The 16,419-nt window shown below is 44.1% G+C and carries 13 protein-coding genes and 1 pseudogene; 5 read left to right on the top strand and 9 right to left on the bottom strand.

Going from position 1 to position 16,419, the window contains the following annotated elements; all coding sequences use genetic code 11:
• Positions 1-678: 678 nt before the first annotated feature.
• Complete coding sequence (locus ACTIE0_RS17945) at positions 679-1,062, top strand: hypothetical protein (protein WP_006625740.1); 384 nt, start codon at positions 679-681, stop codon at positions 1,060-1,062.
• Between the two features lie 51 nt (positions 1,063-1,113).
• On the opposite strand, the gene ACTIE0_RS17940 is transcribed toward ACTIE0_RS17945, so the two are convergent.
• Positions 1,114-2,325 carry a DUF790 family protein gene (locus tag ACTIE0_RS17940; protein ID WP_439516946.1) on the bottom strand — a complete coding sequence of 404 codons (1,212 nt, stop codon included), beginning with the start codon at positions 2,323-2,325 and terminating at the stop codon, positions 1,114-1,116.
• Between the two features lie 145 nt (positions 2,326-2,470).
• Positions 2,471-3,580 carry an S-(hydroxymethyl)glutathione dehydrogenase/class III alcohol dehydrogenase gene (locus tag ACTIE0_RS17935; protein ID WP_006625743.1) on the bottom strand — a complete coding sequence of 370 codons (1,110 nt, stop codon included), beginning with the start codon at positions 3,578-3,580 and terminating at the stop codon, positions 2,471-2,473.
• 63 nt (positions 3,581-3,643) lie between these two features.
• Between ACTIE0_RS17935 and ACTIE0_RS17930 the strand changes: the two genes are divergently transcribed.
• From ACTIE0_RS17930 to ACTIE0_RS17920, 3 genes are all read left to right on the top strand, one after another.
• On the top strand, positions 3,644-4,972 hold the full coding sequence (locus ACTIE0_RS17930) for a DNA cytosine methyltransferase (protein WP_006625744.1): 1,329 nt from the start codon (positions 3,644-3,646) through the stop codon (positions 4,970-4,972).
• 122 nt (positions 4,973-5,094) lie between these two features.
• Complete coding sequence (locus ACTIE0_RS17925; protein WP_006669158.1) at positions 5,095-6,456, top strand: NCS2 family permease; 1,362 nt, start codon at positions 5,095-5,097, stop codon at positions 6,454-6,456.
• A 53-nt stretch (positions 6,457-6,509) separates the two neighbouring features.
• Positions 6,510-7,049 carry a GAF domain-containing protein gene (locus ACTIE0_RS17920; protein WP_006669157.1) on the top strand — a complete coding sequence of 180 codons (540 nt, stop codon included), beginning with the start codon at positions 6,510-6,512 and terminating at the stop codon, positions 7,047-7,049.
• Positions 7,050-7,058: 9 nt separating this feature from the next.
• Here the strand turns inward: ACTIE0_RS17920 and ACTIE0_RS17915 are convergent, their stop codons facing one another.
• The 7 genes and pseudogenes from ACTIE0_RS17915 to ACTIE0_RS17885 form a co-directional block, all read right to left on the bottom strand.
• The gene (locus ACTIE0_RS17915; RefSeq protein ID WP_006625747.1) at positions 7,059-8,114 is read right to left on the bottom strand and encodes an AI-2E family transporter; all 1,056 of its coding nucleotides are present in this window, start codon (positions 8,112-8,114) and stop codon (positions 7,059-7,061) included.
• Between the two features lie 87 nt (positions 8,115-8,201).
• Positions 8,202-9,926, bottom strand: coding sequence for a DMT family transporter (locus ACTIE0_RS17910; RefSeq protein ID WP_006625748.1), 1,725 nt, complete (start codon positions 9,924-9,926; stop codon positions 8,202-8,204).
• A gap of 283 nt (positions 9,927-10,209) precedes the next feature.
• Positions 10,210-11,643 (bottom strand): phosphoglucomutase/phosphomannomutase family protein, encoded by a 1,434-nt coding sequence (locus ACTIE0_RS17905; protein WP_006625750.1) that lies wholly within the window; start codon positions 11,641-11,643, stop codon positions 10,210-10,212.
• A 438-nt stretch (positions 11,644-12,081) separates the two neighbouring features.
• Positions 12,082-12,801 carry a GTP cyclohydrolase I FolE gene (gene folE / locus ACTIE0_RS17900; protein WP_006669155.1) on the bottom strand — a complete coding sequence of 240 codons (720 nt, stop codon included), beginning with the start codon at positions 12,799-12,801 and terminating at the stop codon, positions 12,082-12,084.
• Positions 12,802-12,861: 60 nt separating this feature from the next.
• A pseudogene (locus tag ACTIE0_RS17895) lies at positions 12,862-13,587 on the bottom strand (SDR family oxidoreductase).
• A 159-nt stretch (positions 13,588-13,746) separates the two neighbouring features.
• Positions 13,747-14,730, bottom strand: coding sequence for an acetyl-CoA carboxylase carboxyl transferase subunit alpha (accA, locus tag ACTIE0_RS17890; RefSeq protein WP_006669153.1), 984 nt, complete (start codon positions 14,728-14,730; stop codon positions 13,747-13,749).
• Positions 14,731-15,015: 285 nt separating this feature from the next.
• Entirely contained in the window at positions 15,016-15,468 is a 453-nt protein-coding gene (locus ACTIE0_RS17885) for a Fur family transcriptional regulator (protein ID WP_006625756.1), read from the bottom strand.
• Between the two features lie 177 nt (positions 15,469-15,645).
• On the opposite strand from ACTIE0_RS17885, the gene ACTIE0_RS17880 reads away from it, so the two are divergent.
• Positions 15,646-16,170, top strand: coding sequence for a peroxiredoxin (locus tag ACTIE0_RS17880; protein WP_006625757.1), 525 nt, complete (start codon positions 15,646-15,648; stop codon positions 16,168-16,170).
• The last annotated feature ends 249 nt before the right edge of the window (positions 16,171-16,419 follow it).

Below are 16,419 nucleotides of genomic sequence, written 5' to 3'. Positions count from 1 at the left end.
TAAACGAACTGAGAAATCAGGGAGTAGAGAGTAACGGCGATAGCCACCCCCAGTTTTGGAAATCATAACTCCAGGATTGAAGCGGGGAACGGAAGGCGTGAGGTAGAACCTACTACCAAGACGCGACCACTGCCAACCATCTATGATTAGCAAGACCGAATGTCCGACTTGAACCATCGTAATACACTAGCAGCGAAATAGGTTGACACGCTGCGCTCAAAAGGGCAAGGGGAAAAGTAGGGGGTTCGTCCGACTACCTACACAGACCTTTAAAAGTACCCCGGTTCTGAGGACAAATCTAACGATGGAATGCCCATATAATCGGAACGTTGTAACCCCTCCAAGACTCTGCCTATAAACAAGTGAGCAATATTACTCATAGGCAGTAGTGATAAGTGTAAGCGCAAGTCTCGGAGGGTGAAGGATGCGACCAGAAGCCAATGCCCATCTGTAATGGCTGGGATATGCCCACAGGTCGCGGTATGGATATAGATACTGCAATTAGTAGGAGCCTAATGGCGAAAGCGAGTTTAAAGACTACGTGTGCATACAACTCCAAAAGTTGAAGTACGAAAGCAGGGGTTCGTAACCCTGTTCCTATTGACAAAAAGGGTATCCATATCAGGAGCCGTGTGATGCGAAAGTATCAAGCACGGTTTTGAATAGGAGTTCGAGAAGGTGACTTCTCGTCCGACCTTACCTGTCACTCAAAATTTTAGACCCATGAGATATAAATATCATCGCCAAATCCAACCTAAACTTAGTGCCATTCCACGTCAGAAGTCTCAGGCTAATCTTTACCGAAATTCATATCTACTAGCGGTTGAAAAAAATCGCCTAACTGAAGAATTGGAGGTTTTACAAAGTCGGAGCCATATCATCGAACAACGACTCGCATTGATTGAAGACCAACTAGGAGAACTAGAAAAAGATGTAACTGAATTATCAGTTCCACCTTCCCCTAAACCTCCAAATAATCTTCCTGTCAATAATCCAGAACCGCCACCTCAATCTAACCCCACCAATTCCAGCCATATTAATACCTTTATGGTTGATTATTAGGAATAATTAAAGGCGGTTTTATGATATAAAAACAGAAATATAAAACCGCCTCTACAGGACTTCTAACACTGCTTTCGGGGATAATTTACCCTTAAACCAAACTACACGCGCGGGAATCTCACTAATTTTAACTCCCGCTTTGGCTAGGTTTAAACGTTCAGAAATAGCTAAAATTAAACAGTCGCATTCAGACTGCCGCACTTGAGAGAATTTCTTTCTTAAATATTCCGATCGCCAATAACCAACTATTTCTAACAGAAACATTCTACCATCAGGATGAACTAACCGAAAATCGGGAATCATCACACTACCAGGAATGGGAATCAAATCGACTTCCCTTTCTAGTCGCCACTCGGTTTTTAGGGAACTCCAACGGTTAGCAAAAGACTCTTCAATCATGCTATCGTAGGCTTTGCCTGGGGGATAGTGGCTAACTAATTCACAGTCAGAATTGAGGGTGTAACGACCGGTTTTAATTACTTTAGTATAAGGGTCTCGCTGTTGTAGGGTCGCCTGTAGACTCCATTTAGTGACATGGAGTAAAGCTGGTATCATTTTAGCTAAGGCTAACCCATAGCGTGTACTAGCTTTAAATAAGCTGGTTGGTCCGTCTACTGTAATGGTAAATCCATGGTCTGCGTCTCCTTCAATATAAGCCATTAACTGAAATAATTTTAAGTACCGAAACAAAAGTTTATATTCTCCGGGGTCGTTACGGTAGGCGTTGATTTTTATCTCACTAGCACGATAAAATATACCCTGTACTTGTGACAAGTTATAACGGTGAATTAAGGCTTCTGGGGTGGGGGTATCAAACTGGGTAAGAATCCGGTTTTCTTGGAGATCTGCATATAGTCCTACTTGAATTTCGGAGGGGAAAACTTCCCGTTTTAATTCGGCGGTTAATTTCAGGGATAATTCCTCTAAAGTTTGCGCGGTAGAATAGGGAGAAGGTATCGATTTAGCGGCTGCGGAAAATACCCTTTCTCGTAATTTTTCGGGGTCGAGAGGGCTGATGATTTCAAAAGTACAAAAACCACTCCTAAGTAAGTGGGCTAATCCTCGTTTGATGCGATAGTTGGGGCTATCTCCTTCTAAGTCTTGGAGTTGGCGGTTTAATTCTCCTTGGCTATGGTTGACGCAGTTGGTAAATTGTTCTATGATTTCGGAGGCGATCGCTAAATTTCCCTGATTAATTGGTAATCTCAGAGGGATAATTGTTTCTCCATTTTGTCGATAGCTGAGTAAATCAGTGGGTAACATATAAGGGTAAAGTTAATCGAAGATTATCAGTTGTGGCGATCGCCTTTCTATGGGTGAGGCGGTTGACTCATTCCCATAGACCAGAGAAATGCGATCGAGGCGTGGGTTCGGATTATCTCACACTTGTCATTGATTTAGCCTCGTATTAAAACATTACCACACTGCGAATAGACTCTCCTCGGTGCATCAAATCAAACCCTTCGTTAATCTGTTCAAAAGGCAAAACATGAGTAATTAAATCATCAATATTAATCTTACCCTCCATATACCAATCAACAATTTTCGGCACATCAGTCCGACCCCTTGCGCCACCAAAAGCCGACCCTTTCCAAACCCTTCCTGTCACCAACTGAAACGGACGGGTACTAATTTCCTGTCCCGCTGATGCTACCCCGATAATAACACTCACCCCCCAACCTTTATGACAGCATTCTAAAGCCTGACGCATAACTTGAACATTACCAATACACTCAAAACTATAGTCAGCGCCACCCTTGGTTAAATCCACCAAATAAGCCACCAAATCACCCTCAATTTCGGCGGGATTCACAAAATGAGTCATCCCAAATTTTTCGGCAATTTCTCGCTTTTGCGGGTTAATATCAACCCCGACAATCATATCAGATCCCACCATTTTCGCCCCTTGTATTACATTTAAGCCAATCCCCCCCAAGCCAAAAACTACAACTCTAGAACCCGGTTCAACTTTCGCCGTATTAATGACCGCGCCGATACCCGTTGTTACCCCACAACCGATATAACAAACTTTCTCAAAAGGCGCATCTTCCCGAATTTTTGCCACGGCAATTTCTGGCAAAACCGTATAGTTAGAAAAGGTGGAAGTTCCCATATAATGATGAATCATTTTGCCATCTTTAGAAAAACGGCTACTACCATCAGGCATTAATCCCTTTCCTTGGGTTCCTCTAATAGCTTGACAAAGGTTGGTTTTCATGCTAAGACAATACTCGCACTGACGACATTCTGGAGTATATAACGGGATGACATGATCACCAGGTTTAAGACTTTTGACATCTGGTCCTACTTCTACTACAATTCCCGCGCCTTCATGTCCTAAAATGGCTGGAAATAATCCCTCTGGGTCAGCACCAGATAATGTATAAGCATCAGTATGACAAATTCCTGTAGCTTTAATTTCGACTAACACTTCCCCGGCTTTTGGACTTTCCAGATGGACAGTTTCTAGGCTGAGGGGTTTTCCGGCTGACCAAGCCACGGCGGCTTTAACTTCCATAGTATACCTCTGATTTGATATGATTATTTAGATTATCATAACTCAGAATCTGGGGATAAATAAATGCAAACAGACTTATTTAATCTGGAAATTAGCCAACCTAAATTTACCTTTGTTGACCTATTCTCTGGTATTGGTGGCTTCCGCATTGCTTTAGAAAATTGGGGCGGTAAATGTTTGGGATATTCGGAAATTGCCGCGAATTCTATACAAGTATATAAACAAAATTTTATCAGAGATGCTAATCTTGATGAACCCAACCTGGGAGATATGCGATCGCTTCATAAATTACCCTTTACGGTCGATTTAATCACGGGGGGAGTTCCTTGTCAACCGTGGTCAATTGCGGGAAAACTTCGGGGGTTAGATGACCCAAGAGGTCAGTTATGGTTAGATACTATTCGAGTGATTAAAATGAATCAACCCTTAGCTTTTATCCTCGAAAATGTTAAAGGTTTGACCGACCCCAGACACCGCCCACAGTTTGAGAGTATTCTTGAGGAATTATCCGCCGCCAATTATCATCTAAAATGGCAGGTAATTAATGCCTCAGATTTTGGCTTACCACAAGACCGCGATCGCGTTTTTATTGTAGGAATACGTCGAGACATTAATCAAGGTCAAAACTTCCAGTTTCCCCAACCTTTAAATCTACATCCAAAACTGTTTGATTTTGTGGAAGGAGTCTCTCAAAAACCAGTGATCAAAAAAAAGTTTTCGCCCCAGGTTTTATTTGGCAACCATATCCCCCCAGCCCGAGGTCGCTTTCAAAAAAATGATGAACTTAATGATTTTTTTCTGTTTTCCGACGTGCGAAATGGACAAACAACTATCCATTCTTGGGATTTAATCGAAACAAGCGATCGCCAAAAACAAATCTGTGATATAATCCTGAAAAATAGGCGCAAAAAAATCTATGGTCCCCAAGACGGGAATCCCATTCCTTTAGCAGCATTACAACAGTTAATTAATGATTTACAAGAATCGGAGCTTAATCAACTTATCGACCAACGAATTTTAAGATATGTAGAAAATAGGGGTTATGAATTTGTGAATTCTAAAATATCTTCTGGTATTAACGGAGTCGCCAAAATCTATCTCGCGCACGCCGAAGCGATCGCCACTCTCACCGCGACCGGAACCAAAATATTTGTAGCAACTAAATACTTTAATTGTCAGAATCATCAACGATATAAGCAAGAGTTTATAAAGACTATCTATCATCCCCAAAAATACAAAGAAATCACCCCCAGAGATACAGCAAGATTACAAGGTTTTCCCGATTGGTTTGTGTTACATCAAAATCCCAGTATTGCCAAAAAACAACTAGGTAATGCTGTCCCCGTCCCCGTAGTCCAGGCAATTGCTAAATTATTATTAAATTATTATTAAATTTCTGGCTATAAGCATCATATATATGCTAGATGTAGCCACCATACCTATCCATTACTGAATAACTAGCCCAGACCAAGCAGCATTAGTTAATCCTTATATAGCCATATATTTTAATCTCCATGACTGAAAATTCACCATCTCAAGAAAACGCCATATCTAAATTTTTCCAATTTCAGCCACTCCAAACTAACCTGCGAACCGAAATAGTTTCAGGGGTCACTACCTTTGTGACTATGGCTTATATTTTGGCGGTTAACCCCGATATTCTTTCCAATGCCATTTTTTTAGAAACCCCTGGCGACCTATTCGGAGAAATTGCGATCGCCACCGCATTATCCGCCGCCATTGCTACCCTAATTATGGGGCTATATGCTAACTATCCCTTCGCCCTAGCCCCAGGAATGGGTTTAAACGCTTATTTTGCCTTTTCCGTCGTCCTCAGCCAAGGAATTAGCTGGCGAGTCGCCCTAGGCGCAATTTTCATCGAGGGATTAATTTTTATCGCCCTCACCTTCGGAAATATTCGCGCCCAAATTGTCACCGCCATTCCCAGCGGTATTAAACACGCCACCGCCGCCGGAATAGGTCTATTTATCGCCTATATAGCCCTGACCAAGACAGGTTTAATTATCTCATCCGAAGCTACCGTTACCACCCTAGGCGACCTCAGCCAACCCACAGTATTAATTACCCTAATTGGCATTTTAATCACTGCTGCTTTTGTCGTCCGTCGCATTACTGGGGCTTTATTATGGGGTATTATCGCCACGGCATTATTAGGGTGGATTTTAGGCATTGCCCCCTGGCCGCAAGGTTTCATTAGTTTACCACAATTTCCCGGAGATTTATTAGGTCAAGCATTCGTCGGTTTAGGGGGAATATTAGAGGGTAATTTTTGGCAACTCATAACGGTTATATTTGTGTTTCTGTTTGTGGATTTATTCGATACCGTCGGCACCTTAACTGGCTTAGGGATGAAAACCGGATATATCAACGAAAAAGGCGAACTTCCCAGGGCAAATAGGGCATTTATTGCGGATGCTGTTGGCACGACAATAGGGGGAATTTTAGGCACTTCAACGGTCACAACTTATATTGAATCAGCATCAGGTATTTCCGAAGGGGGACGCAGTGGATTTAATGCCATTACCGTGGCGGTTTTATTTTTACTTTCGATGCTATTTATACCCCTACTGGCGGGGATTCCATCTTTTGCTACCGCCCCCACGTTAATTATAGTAGGAGTGTTGATGATGGCTAGTGTCCGGTCAATTGCTTGGGACGACCCGGCTGAGTCTATATCGGCATTTTTAACCCTATTTATTATGCCTCTTAGCTACTCTATTGCTGATGGTTTGGCGGCTGGATTAATTGCTTATCCAATTCTGAAAACTCTCCAGGGTAAATGGTCGGAAACTACTATTGCCATGTGGGTCTTAGCTGCCATTTTTGTATTAAAATTTGTGTTGGTTGGTGGCTAGTATTGCCGTGTTATAATGAGACAATGGTTGTATTCTGAACTTAATTACAAGAGATGAACTTCCCTAATATATTCGGTGATTCAACCAATAGCAACCCTAATCCTAACAGTGATCCACGCTTTCAACAATTTGTTGAACGTTTACAACAGGTGGAAGATCGCGATCGCCTAATTCAGGAAACCCTGAATGGGTTACGAAAACACCTGAAAAGCGATCGGATAGTCTTATACTACTTTTATAAGCAGTGGCGCGGACAAGTTACCTTTGAATCACTGCGTTATATCGACTATTCGATTTATGGCTCAACTGGGGCTGATGATTGTTTCAATGATCAATATGCTAGACTCTATTTAGAAGGGAGAATATCGGCAATTTCAGATATTGATGAAGCTGACATTGACTCCTGTCACCGCGATTTTCTGAAAAGCATCAGAGTTAAGGCAAATTTAGCGGTTCCAGTGGTTAAAAATCAACAATTATGGGGATTACTAATTGCCCACTATTGTCAAACCTCCCACTCTTGGGTTAATGCCGAAATTGACACCATGAAACAGGCGGCTAAATTATTATCAGAATCACCATTTTTGGACTAATGCCATTAATTACTGTTCATTTTTGCCTGGTATTTGCTTAACCCCGGCATTTTTGATGTTCACAAAACCCACAATTACAGCAGCAATAGGAATGGATAAAAACAAGCCCAAAAATCCGGCTATTCTGGCACCGAGTAATAAAGCAAAAAAGATAATAACCGGATTGAGATTAACAGAATTTTGCATAATTCGAGGCATCAAAATATTTTCCTCAATCTGCTGTAATAAAACGCAATAAACTATCACTTGTAAGCTAATTAAAATTCCCTTTGGTAAAACAATTATGGCTGACAGAATAATTCCAATGGTCGCACCGACCCCCGGAATTAAATCAAAAACTCCCACTAAAGTCGCCAAAAATAGGGGATAGGGCGCTTGTAGAATTAAATAGACAAAAAAAGCAGAGAATCCAAAAAAAACAGATAAAATTAATCGCCCCCTAAAAAAGCCCAAGAAGTTATTTCTCAAAGATAAGGTCAAATCCTCGATATTAGATGGGAAAAAACTTTGAAAAGATGCCCAAAGTTCCTCGCCATTAAGTAGCATAAAAAATGTGACTACTAAGATAATAATAAATTCCACCAAACCAGATAAAATTTTGCCAACAGCCGCCGTCCCAAAACTAAATAAATTGGAGACTTCCTGCTTTAAATCCTCTTGTAAAAAATCTAAATCAACCTGAATATTAGCATTTTTTAGCAAGGTTTCTATTTGGTCAACAAGATTGACAAAAGAATCCAATAAATCTGGTGCTTGGCTGACAAATTGTTGCAACTCGGAAACTATAGCCAAGCCCAAAGTTGCTACTAAACCTATGAGCAATAATAAGCTAGTTAAAAACACGACTACAACGGCGACAGTATGGCTGGTATATTTCTGTAGCCATTGCACGGGATAATTGAGCAAAAAGGCAAAAATAGCGGCAAAGACAAAAACAATTATGATGGTTTGAAAATAAGCAATAAATTGAATAAACGCCCAACCAAAAGCAAACAGGAGCAAATAACGAACTAAACGAGAATTACTCAAAAAATTCTCAAAGGGCTTACTGGTCTGTTTGCTCATGTGTAAATAGGACTCAAAAGTTGATATCTATAAATCTCAATAAAAATAGAGGATCGGAACTGCCAAAGACAGTTCCGTAACTCATAACTAAGCCTTGCGTTTAGCAACTAACATCCTTTCGACACTCATACTTCCCACTCCGATAATTACCAAACCCATTCCTGAAATTTGCTTTAAGCTCAAAGCCTCACCAATAATCAGAAAAGCCAGCAAAGCTGTTAATGCAGGTCCAGAAGTGCCGATAATGGAAGCCAGTGCAGCCCCGGCGGAACGAATAGCGAAGTTATTAAGTAAATAACTCAATAGGGTTAGTACCCCTAAAATCGCCCCACCGATGATAATGGGATTCCATAAATCGGGGTTAACTTCCAATCCGAGATTATCTGGTAAGAACATCAAACTTAAAGAACAAAAGACAAAAATGGAAGCAAAATTGACCAAACTAAATGGAATTGGGTGCAATTTTCCGGCAGCAATTTGGGTGAGTAGTACATAACCAGCAAAGGCAATTCCCGCCCCCAAGGCTGCTAAAACTCCAATTTCGGTATTACCTGCGGCTCCTCCAAAAAAGTTAGGTAGAGATAAAATACCACCAATTAAAATGGTGAACATTGCTCCTATTCTAATTAAAGTAGGCCGATCGCCAAAAAGTCCCCAGGAAGCCAAAACGGTGATAATCGGGTAGACAAAGAAGATGGTAATGGCAATCCCTGTGGGAATTTCACCGATCGCAATATAGATACAAACCTGAGACAAAAACAGGAAGAAACCGCTACCGATAACCGTTACAATAAGTTTAGAGTCTCCGGAGTTCAGAAATCTGCGAATATCAGTCCAAACCGCCGGATAGAGAAAAGTTGCCAAAAAGGGCATGAGTAGCATTACCACGACCATTCGCAGCAACAGAATCAGTAGAGAATTTCCCAAACCCGGAGTAATCACCCCATCGATCTCAAACAGCCCAAACATGACTTTGGGAGTATCAGGGGTTTTGAGAAGAATCCTCAAACAGACATTAAACAGCGACAGTACCAAGGCGGACATGAGCGCCAAAAACAAACCCACCTGCACACTAGAAGGGGGACTAGGAGTCTGAGGCGGTTTATGTGTAATCTCAAGTTCCCGCTTGTCACGGGAGCCTGGCGGTAAAACGCGGGGTGAATCTGGTGTTAAATCTTCGGTAGCATTCAACTGCTGTCGCAACCGATTTACGACGGTTTCTAGCAAGGTCTCAACCTGCTGTTCCAGGCTTTGCATATTGCTCAACCGCTGAGATAAATCGCTGTGATAGCTATTTAACTCCTGCTGTAGACCGTGAAAAGTCTGATTAAGACTGCCTTCTAAAACTGCTTCTAACTCCTGGGGAGCTAAATCAGCAGCCTCTGAACTCCCAGACAGCATAGGAGCAGTCTCCGCTGACAGCAAAGGTTGATCAGATTCAACCCGTATTTGATTAATACGCGCAATCAGTTCCCGTTGCAAATTATTAGCTAAAATTTGCGCCAGTTGCTTGAGCCACACCCGTTGTTTGGCTAGGTCCCGTTCGGATAAAGTTTCTGATTGTTGTGATTGCAACTGCTGATGTTTTCGCTGGAGGCTTTCAATATCAGCGATCAGACGATCTTTATCCTGCTGAAGTCGTAGGACATCCTGTGATAGCCGATCCCTAAAATTCCGGTGGAAAGCCTCCACCTCTTGAATGATTGTATTTAAGACCTCTTCTGGTGGTCTACTGTCATCATTACCGGAGGGTTTCGGTTGATAGTCTTGTTTCCCCATAGCGCGATTAACCTCTGAATCGATCTGAAGCATGAGAGCAAATCTGGCCCTATTATGTATGTTTTTCTCTTTACTCTGTTCTCAGGCTTACTGTCCACTCATTCATTAAAACAGGAAAGGCACAATCGTACACTTAACTTGACAAGAGGACAGACTATTAGGCACTGTTGGGCAGTTATTAGAGATAACGGGGCGCGATCGCCAATTTGGCATCTAACTAGGGTGCGTCAGGTTGAGGTCATTAACGGGAAACCCGAAACCATCAACTACTGACGCACGTTCCAACTAGCTTGGCATCATTAGATGAGGTCCAAGGTCAAGCATTATGGCTTAACGCCCAATCCTTAGCCCAATTTAGGGTTTGCTTTACGGTTTCCATACTATCTGCCTCGCAGTAAAGGCGCAAGACTGGTTCGGTACCACTAAAGCGGATTAGTAACCAACGATTATCGGCTAATCGGAACTTGTAACCATCTACAGTCAGACAATGGACTACTTTCACGCCAGCGATTTCTGTCAGAGGGTTATTCTCTAACTCAGTGACTAGCTTCTGACGCACATCCATACTAGCTAAGGGTAAATCAATGCGATCGTAAGCTGAACTGAAGTTGACCTGCTGCTGTAGACGGTGATAAGTTTGGCTCAGGTCTTCCCCTGACTCTACGACGGATTCTAGGACATAAAGGGCTGACAGGAGTGCATCCCGTTCGGGGATATGATTGCCATAACCAATGCCTCCGGACTCTTCACCGCCAATTAGTACGGCATTGGATAACATCCGATCAGCAATATATTTATAGCCAATGGGGGTTTCGTACAATGGCAGGTTAAACATTTCTACTATCCGAGGAATTAGGTCAGAACCACTCACGGTTTTGATTACTTCCCCAGTAAATCCCCGTCTGGTTGATAGGTGTTCTAGCAGAATCGGAATTAGAACCTGAGAACTGAGGAAATTTCCCTGGCCGTCTACTGCTGCAATGCGATCGCTATCTCCATCAAAAACTAGCCCGACTGTGACTCCATTAGCTTTGGGGGTATGGCTTTTAATCTGTCGGAACAGTTCAGACAAATAGCGGGGTAAAGGTTCCGGTGCGCCGCCGCCAAACAGCGGGTCGCGATCGCTATTAATTTCCTGTACACCATCGCCAATCAGTCGCCCCAGTCCTCCGGCTGCCGCACCGTGCATCACATCAGCAAACACGGTCAACTTTCCAGAAGCGATCGCCTCATGAATAGCAGCCATATTGACTTTGGATCTCAAAGTTTCACAATATCCCGGCCAAGGGTCGAAGGATTCCAAACTACCAGGAATCTCGGCATCTGGAAGAGGCTTATCTAAAAGGCTTTCAATCTTTTGGGTGACATCAGGATTCACTGAACCACCAAATCCGCCCTTCACCTTGAGTCCCAAATATTTACCGGGATTATGGCTGGCGGTAATCACGATCGCCCCTAAAGCCTGCTGTTGATAGGCTGCCAGACTAAAAGCGGGAGTTGGTGCATAGCTGCTGCTAAGTTTAACATCAAACCCCGCCTGTTGAATGGCTGCGGCCGCTGCCCCAGCAAACTCTTCCGCCAAAAAACGGCGATCGTAACCAACAATTATAGTTTTATTGCCGGTGTCGGGAAACGTTTGTTGTAGCACCATTGCGGCCAACGGAGCCACCAACCTAACTCGCTCAAAGGTGAAATCATCAGCAATTACGCCTCGCCAGCCATCAGTACCAAATTTAATGGGTTGAGTCATTGGGTTATCCTAGCTAGAAAGCTGCCAAACTATGCACCATCGGGGGTGATTCTATTAAGTGACGTACACCCGCCACCCATGCCAGACTATGGTGCGGGCTTCTCCCACGGCGTATTACCTCTGTTTAGCCGATTCGAGCCTCTTATAGTGAGGAATACGCCGAGCGGGGCGGGTTTATTAATATCCTGGTGAGGTCCGATAATTGACCGCGGAACCCGGAGGGCGGGTTTATTAATATCCTGGTGAGGTCCGAGAATTGACCGCGGAGGCGCGCCCCTACCATTATTGTTCTGGATTCGGGAGGTTTGTCTGTGAAAACCGCCCCCCATTCCCAGACAGACTCTGAGGGCGGGTTCCTTTCCTACGCGCGACTCTATTTCCACCCCCGTTACTCGTGAACCCTCCCCTACTTGAGGTCAGGCTGGGGTATTAAATCAGTTAAAAGGAAGGTTGGTGACGGATGAGATTCAAAAATTCTTCCCTGGTCTTCTGATCATCTTGGAAGACACCAATCATGGCACTGGTAACTGTCCAAGAACCTGGTTTCTGCACCCCTCTCATTGCCATACACATATGGCTTGCTTCCATCACCACCGCTACCCCTTGGGGTTCTAGGACGCTTTGGATAGCTTCGGCTACTTGTCGGGTCAGACGTTCCTGCACCTGAAGGCGACGGGAATACATCTCTACCACACGAGCCAGTTTGCTTAATCCAATTACCTTTTGGTTGGGAATATAAGCCACATGGGCTTTACCCATGAAGGGTAGCATATGATGTTCACACAAGCTAAAGAAATTAATATCCCTGACTAAAACCATCTCTTCATGTCCTTCGTCAAAGATGGCATCATTTACCAGTTCTTCCAGGGATTGACTGTAGCCGTTAGTCAGAAATCGCATCGCGTCGGCGACTCTTTTCGGGGTTTTTAGCAGTCCTTCCCGTTCTGGGTCTTCCCCTACCCCTAACAAAATTGTTTCTACAGCACCCATCATTTCTTCCTGAGTAACTTCCCTCCTGCCCAGGGTTTGAGGGCTGGCGTGCCAAGAAGAACTCCGATCCGGACGGGTGGCAATGCGACTCTGGTTATCCACATTTTTCATGCCATTAGGATTAGATGTATCGGCAGAATTCAAACTGTTTGAGGATGCGATGGTCATAATAAATTGAAAACAATTCAGAACAAAGTGAAATGGTTAACAGATAACAGAATTACACATTTAGAACGTACCGATATTTGGCATTAAAATCAGTTCGTCAATGGTAGCTTCTGGCGGCAGTTGCACTGTGTGTACAACTGATTGGGCAACAGTTGACGGGCTTAACATCAAACTGCGATCGAAATCAGCGTCCACAGTCTCTGTATCCCATAAACCAGTATTTACGGACCCAGGACATAATGCCGTTACTCTGATTCCATAGGGGCGCTCTTCGATCGCTAGGGCTTTTGATAGCGCCATTAATCCGAATTTGCTCACACAATAAGCGCCCCAATTTGGGAAAACTTGCTTACCACCAATGGAAACAATATTGACTATGGTTCCCCCACCTTTTTCTCGCATTCCTGGTAATACGCCTTTAATACATTCAAAAACACTGGTCAAATTTAAATCTATAATCTTTTGCCAGTCTTCTAAGGGGGTATTCGCCAAGGATTCTGTATAGCCCATGCCTGCATTATTCACTAGAATATTGAAGGGGCCAAAGGCGGCGGAAATCGTGTCAATTTGCGCGTGAACTTGGTCGGTTTTCGATAAGTCTAAGGCGTAGGCTTTCGCTTCTACTCCCGCTTTTCTGGCCGACTCAGCTACCGCTTCCAATGCTTCTAGCGATCGACTCACTAACGCGACATGAATGCCAATATCTGCAAAGGCTAGGGCAAGGAAATTGCCCTAGCCACTACTGGCCCCTGTGATTAGCGCTCGTCGTTCTGGGGGTGAACTCATTTACGGTTTGGATGAGGTTTGCTTGGTTTTAACTGATTTAACAACTGCTGCAATTGCTGATTGTGAGATAATTGTTAAAATTTGTTACTCAGACATTATATCTCTATCAATACAATCGCGCAAAATTTTGACCCAAAATACCTGAAATGCCTCCCTGACTTATGCCGGAACTATCTCCGAAAATACCCCGATCTGGCGGAATTTCTGATAGCGCATTTCTCGGCGCTGCTCTGGGGTTAAAGACATTAATTCACCCAAAGTCCTTACCAGACATTGCTTGAGCTTTTCAGCAGCCTTTAGGGGGTTGCTGTGCGCTCCCCCATCGGGTTCTGGTACAATCTGATCGATAATCCCTAATTCTTTGAGATCTGGGGCAGTAATTTTGAGAGCCTGAGCGGCTTGGGGCGCTTGGCCTGCATCTTTCCAAAGAATGGCAGCACAAGCCTCTGGGGTGGCTACTGTATACACAGAATGCTCGAGCATTAATAGCTGTTCCCCTACTCCTATACCTAAAGCTCCCCCTGACCCTCCTTCACCGATTACTGTGCAAATAATCGGAACATCTAGGCTAAACATTTCTCTTAAATTATAGGCGATCGCCTCCCCTTGACCTAATTTTTCCGCATCTACCCCAGCCCAGGCTCCGGGAGTATCGATAAAGGTTAAAATCGGCATACCAAAGCGGTTGGCGTGTTCCATTAGTCGCATCGCCTTCCGGTAACCTCCGGGGGCTGCCATGCCAAAATTACGAGCCACATTATCTTTAGTGTCCCTACCCTTTTGATGGCCTAGCATTACTACCGGTTGATTCGCTAAACGCCCTACTCCCCCCACTAACGCCGGATCATCATACCCTCGGCGATCGCCATGCACTTCCATCCACTCATCACTCATCGCTTGGATATAATCTAAGGTGCTGGGGCGACGTGGATGCCTCGCTAGTTGCAGACGCTGCGACGGTGACAGGCTACTAAATATTTCCTGTCTCAGTTGGGTCGCCCTGCTTTCTAACTGCCGAATTTGATCAGAAACATCAACCCCATTTTCCTCCGCCAGTTGGCGAATTTGATCAATACGAGCCTCCAGTTCGGCTAGGGGCTTTTCAAAATCTAGTAAAATTGGTTTGCGGTTGGGTGTGGCCACGCCTCAATTAACCTTTAGTAGCGAGTAATTACAATCTTTTGGTGACGTACCCGGTGCGCTAGGTGGGCGTGAGTTTCCCACTTCCCCCTACAGCCCAGGCTTCCTGTTTCAGCCGCCGTTGTCAACCTTGGAACAGCCAATTTTTGGTCAATCACAGCGTCTAGCTTTTCTACAAAAGTTCGCCCACCACGGCTACTATTTTGCTCCGGTTGCCCCTGATTATACCATCAATTGGTATCAGACCCCCCTCGATCATCTGTTTTGGGCGATCTCGCCTCGGAATTGCTATTCTGCATCCGGTTTCTGGGCATTTTCTCCGGCGCAATTCTCACATAAACCATGCACTGTCACTTCGTAACTTTCCGCCACTAAACCTGACCCCAATTGGCTCAGATCTACTTGCGAGAGTTTTTCCCAAGCAATATCTGCGATCGCTTTACACTGGCGACACTGAAAATGGTGATGTGGCGCGACATTTCCATCATACCTGGCTACCCCCTGCTCCAGCAACACTTCCCGCACTAACCCCACTTCCTTTAGTAGCTGCACAGAAGTATAAACCGTCGCCTGAGAAGATACCGGAAAATCCTTATTTAAATCTGTCAGTAGTTGTTCCGCCGTGGGATGGTCAGCACGAGACAACAGATTAGCATAGATCGCAAAACGCTGAGGAGTTACCTTTAAACCTTTCCCCTTCAGCCGTTTGACAATTTCTGTTTGCTCTAGTCCACTCTCCATCTCAGATCGCTATTGGTCTCAGTTTTTTCTACTCATGCCCCATTATATCTGTTTCTAGTCCAGAGTCAACTTGAAATCAGACTCATTCTTAAAATAGTTATAAATACTCATTTACAAATAGACAAATCAGAATTATTCTGAATTAAGAACATTTTTAGTAAACTCCATCGACAAACTATGGTTATCGAAAAAGTACCCGACGTTGTATTCAAAACCCGCGTTCGTGACGAGTCCGTAGGTGGCCCTAACCCCTTCCGTTGGCAAGACAGAACCACCCAAGAAATTTTTGGCGGTAAGCGAGTTGTCGTCTTTTCCCTACCTGGTGCTTTTACCCCTACTTGTTCCTCCACACACCTACCCCGCTATGAGGAACTCTACGATGAAATCAAAGGTCAAGGAATTGATGAGATTGTCTGCGTTTCTGTTAATGACGCTTTTGTAATGTTCCAATGGGGTAAACAACAAGGCGCTGAAAAAGTCTTCTTACTCCCTGATGGTAATGGCGAATTTACCCGCAAAATGGGGATGTTGGTTGATAAGTCTAACCTCGGTTTTGGGATGCGTTCTTGGCGCTATTCTATGGTCGTTAACGATGGCAAAATTGAGAAAATCTTTGTGGAACCAGACTTCGGCGATAACTGCCCCACAGACCCCTTTGAAGTCTCTGATGCTGATACCATGTTGGCTTATCTGAAAGGTTAATCCCTCCAACGCCCCCCTCATTATCAGGGGGGTTTCTCGATATTTCCCCTTGACATTTTTGGGGATTTTAGCTAATATAGTAGCGTGGGAAAATGTGGGCGCATATATAACGTCTATATTAATCCCCCCCAGTCCTTGGCAGTCTGGGGAGAAAACTCCCGAAGTTTCTATCAGTCAGCACCCCCGGCTGAAGCACAGGGGCTTCGTGCCCCCCTTTCAGGTAGCTGACCAGCTATAGCCTTAACTGGC

It is taken from the genome of Limnospira sp. (assembly GCF_051859755.1).
Lineage (GTDB): Bacteria > Cyanobacteriota > Cyanobacteriia > Cyanobacteriales > Microcoleaceae > Limnospira > Limnospira fusiformis.
Note: the sequence above shows the minus strand (reverse complement) of the source record. Positions and strands in the feature narration are given on the sequence as shown.

What these genes read in the sequence shown, in the direction of transcription:
- ACTIE0_RS17940 (WP_439516946.1), bottom strand. Translation starts at nt 2,325, where the DNA reads ATGTTACCCACTGATTTACTCAGCTATCGACAAAATGGAGAAACAATT.
- ACTIE0_RS17885 (WP_006625756.1), bottom strand. Translation starts at nt 15,468, where the DNA reads ATGGAGAGTGGACTAGAGCAAACAGAAATTGTCAAACGGCTGAAGGGG.
- ACTIE0_RS17905 (WP_006625750.1), bottom strand. Translation starts at nt 11,643, where the DNA reads ATGACTCAACCCATTAAATTTGGTACTGATGGCTGGCGAGGCGTAATT.
- ACTIE0_RS17935 (WP_006625743.1), bottom strand. Translation starts at nt 3,580, where the DNA reads ATGGAAGTTAAAGCCGCCGTGGCTTGGTCAGCCGGAAAACCCCTCAGC.
- folE (WP_006669155.1), bottom strand. Translation starts at nt 12,801, where the DNA reads ATGACCATCGCATCCTCAAACAGTTTGAATTCTGCCGATACATCTAAT.
- ACTIE0_RS17910 (WP_006625748.1), bottom strand. Translation starts at nt 9,926, where the DNA reads ATGCTTCAGATCGATTCAGAGGTTAATCGCGCTATGGGGAAACAAGAC.
- ACTIE0_RS17925 (WP_006669158.1), top strand. Translation starts at nt 5,095, where the DNA reads ATGACTGAAAATTCACCATCTCAAGAAAACGCCATATCTAAATTTTTC.
- ACTIE0_RS17880 (WP_006625757.1), top strand. Translation starts at nt 15,646, where the DNA reads ATGGTTATCGAAAAAGTACCCGACGTTGTATTCAAAACCCGCGTTCGT.
- ACTIE0_RS17920 (WP_006669157.1), top strand. Translation starts at nt 6,510, where the DNA reads ATGAACTTCCCTAATATATTCGGTGATTCAACCAATAGCAACCCTAAT.
- ACTIE0_RS17915 (WP_006625747.1), bottom strand. Translation starts at nt 8,114, where the DNA reads ATGAGCAAACAGACCAGTAAGCCCTTTGAGAATTTTTTGAGTAATTCT.
- ACTIE0_RS17930 (WP_006625744.1), top strand. Translation starts at nt 3,644, where the DNA reads ATGCAAACAGACTTATTTAATCTGGAAATTAGCCAACCTAAATTTACC.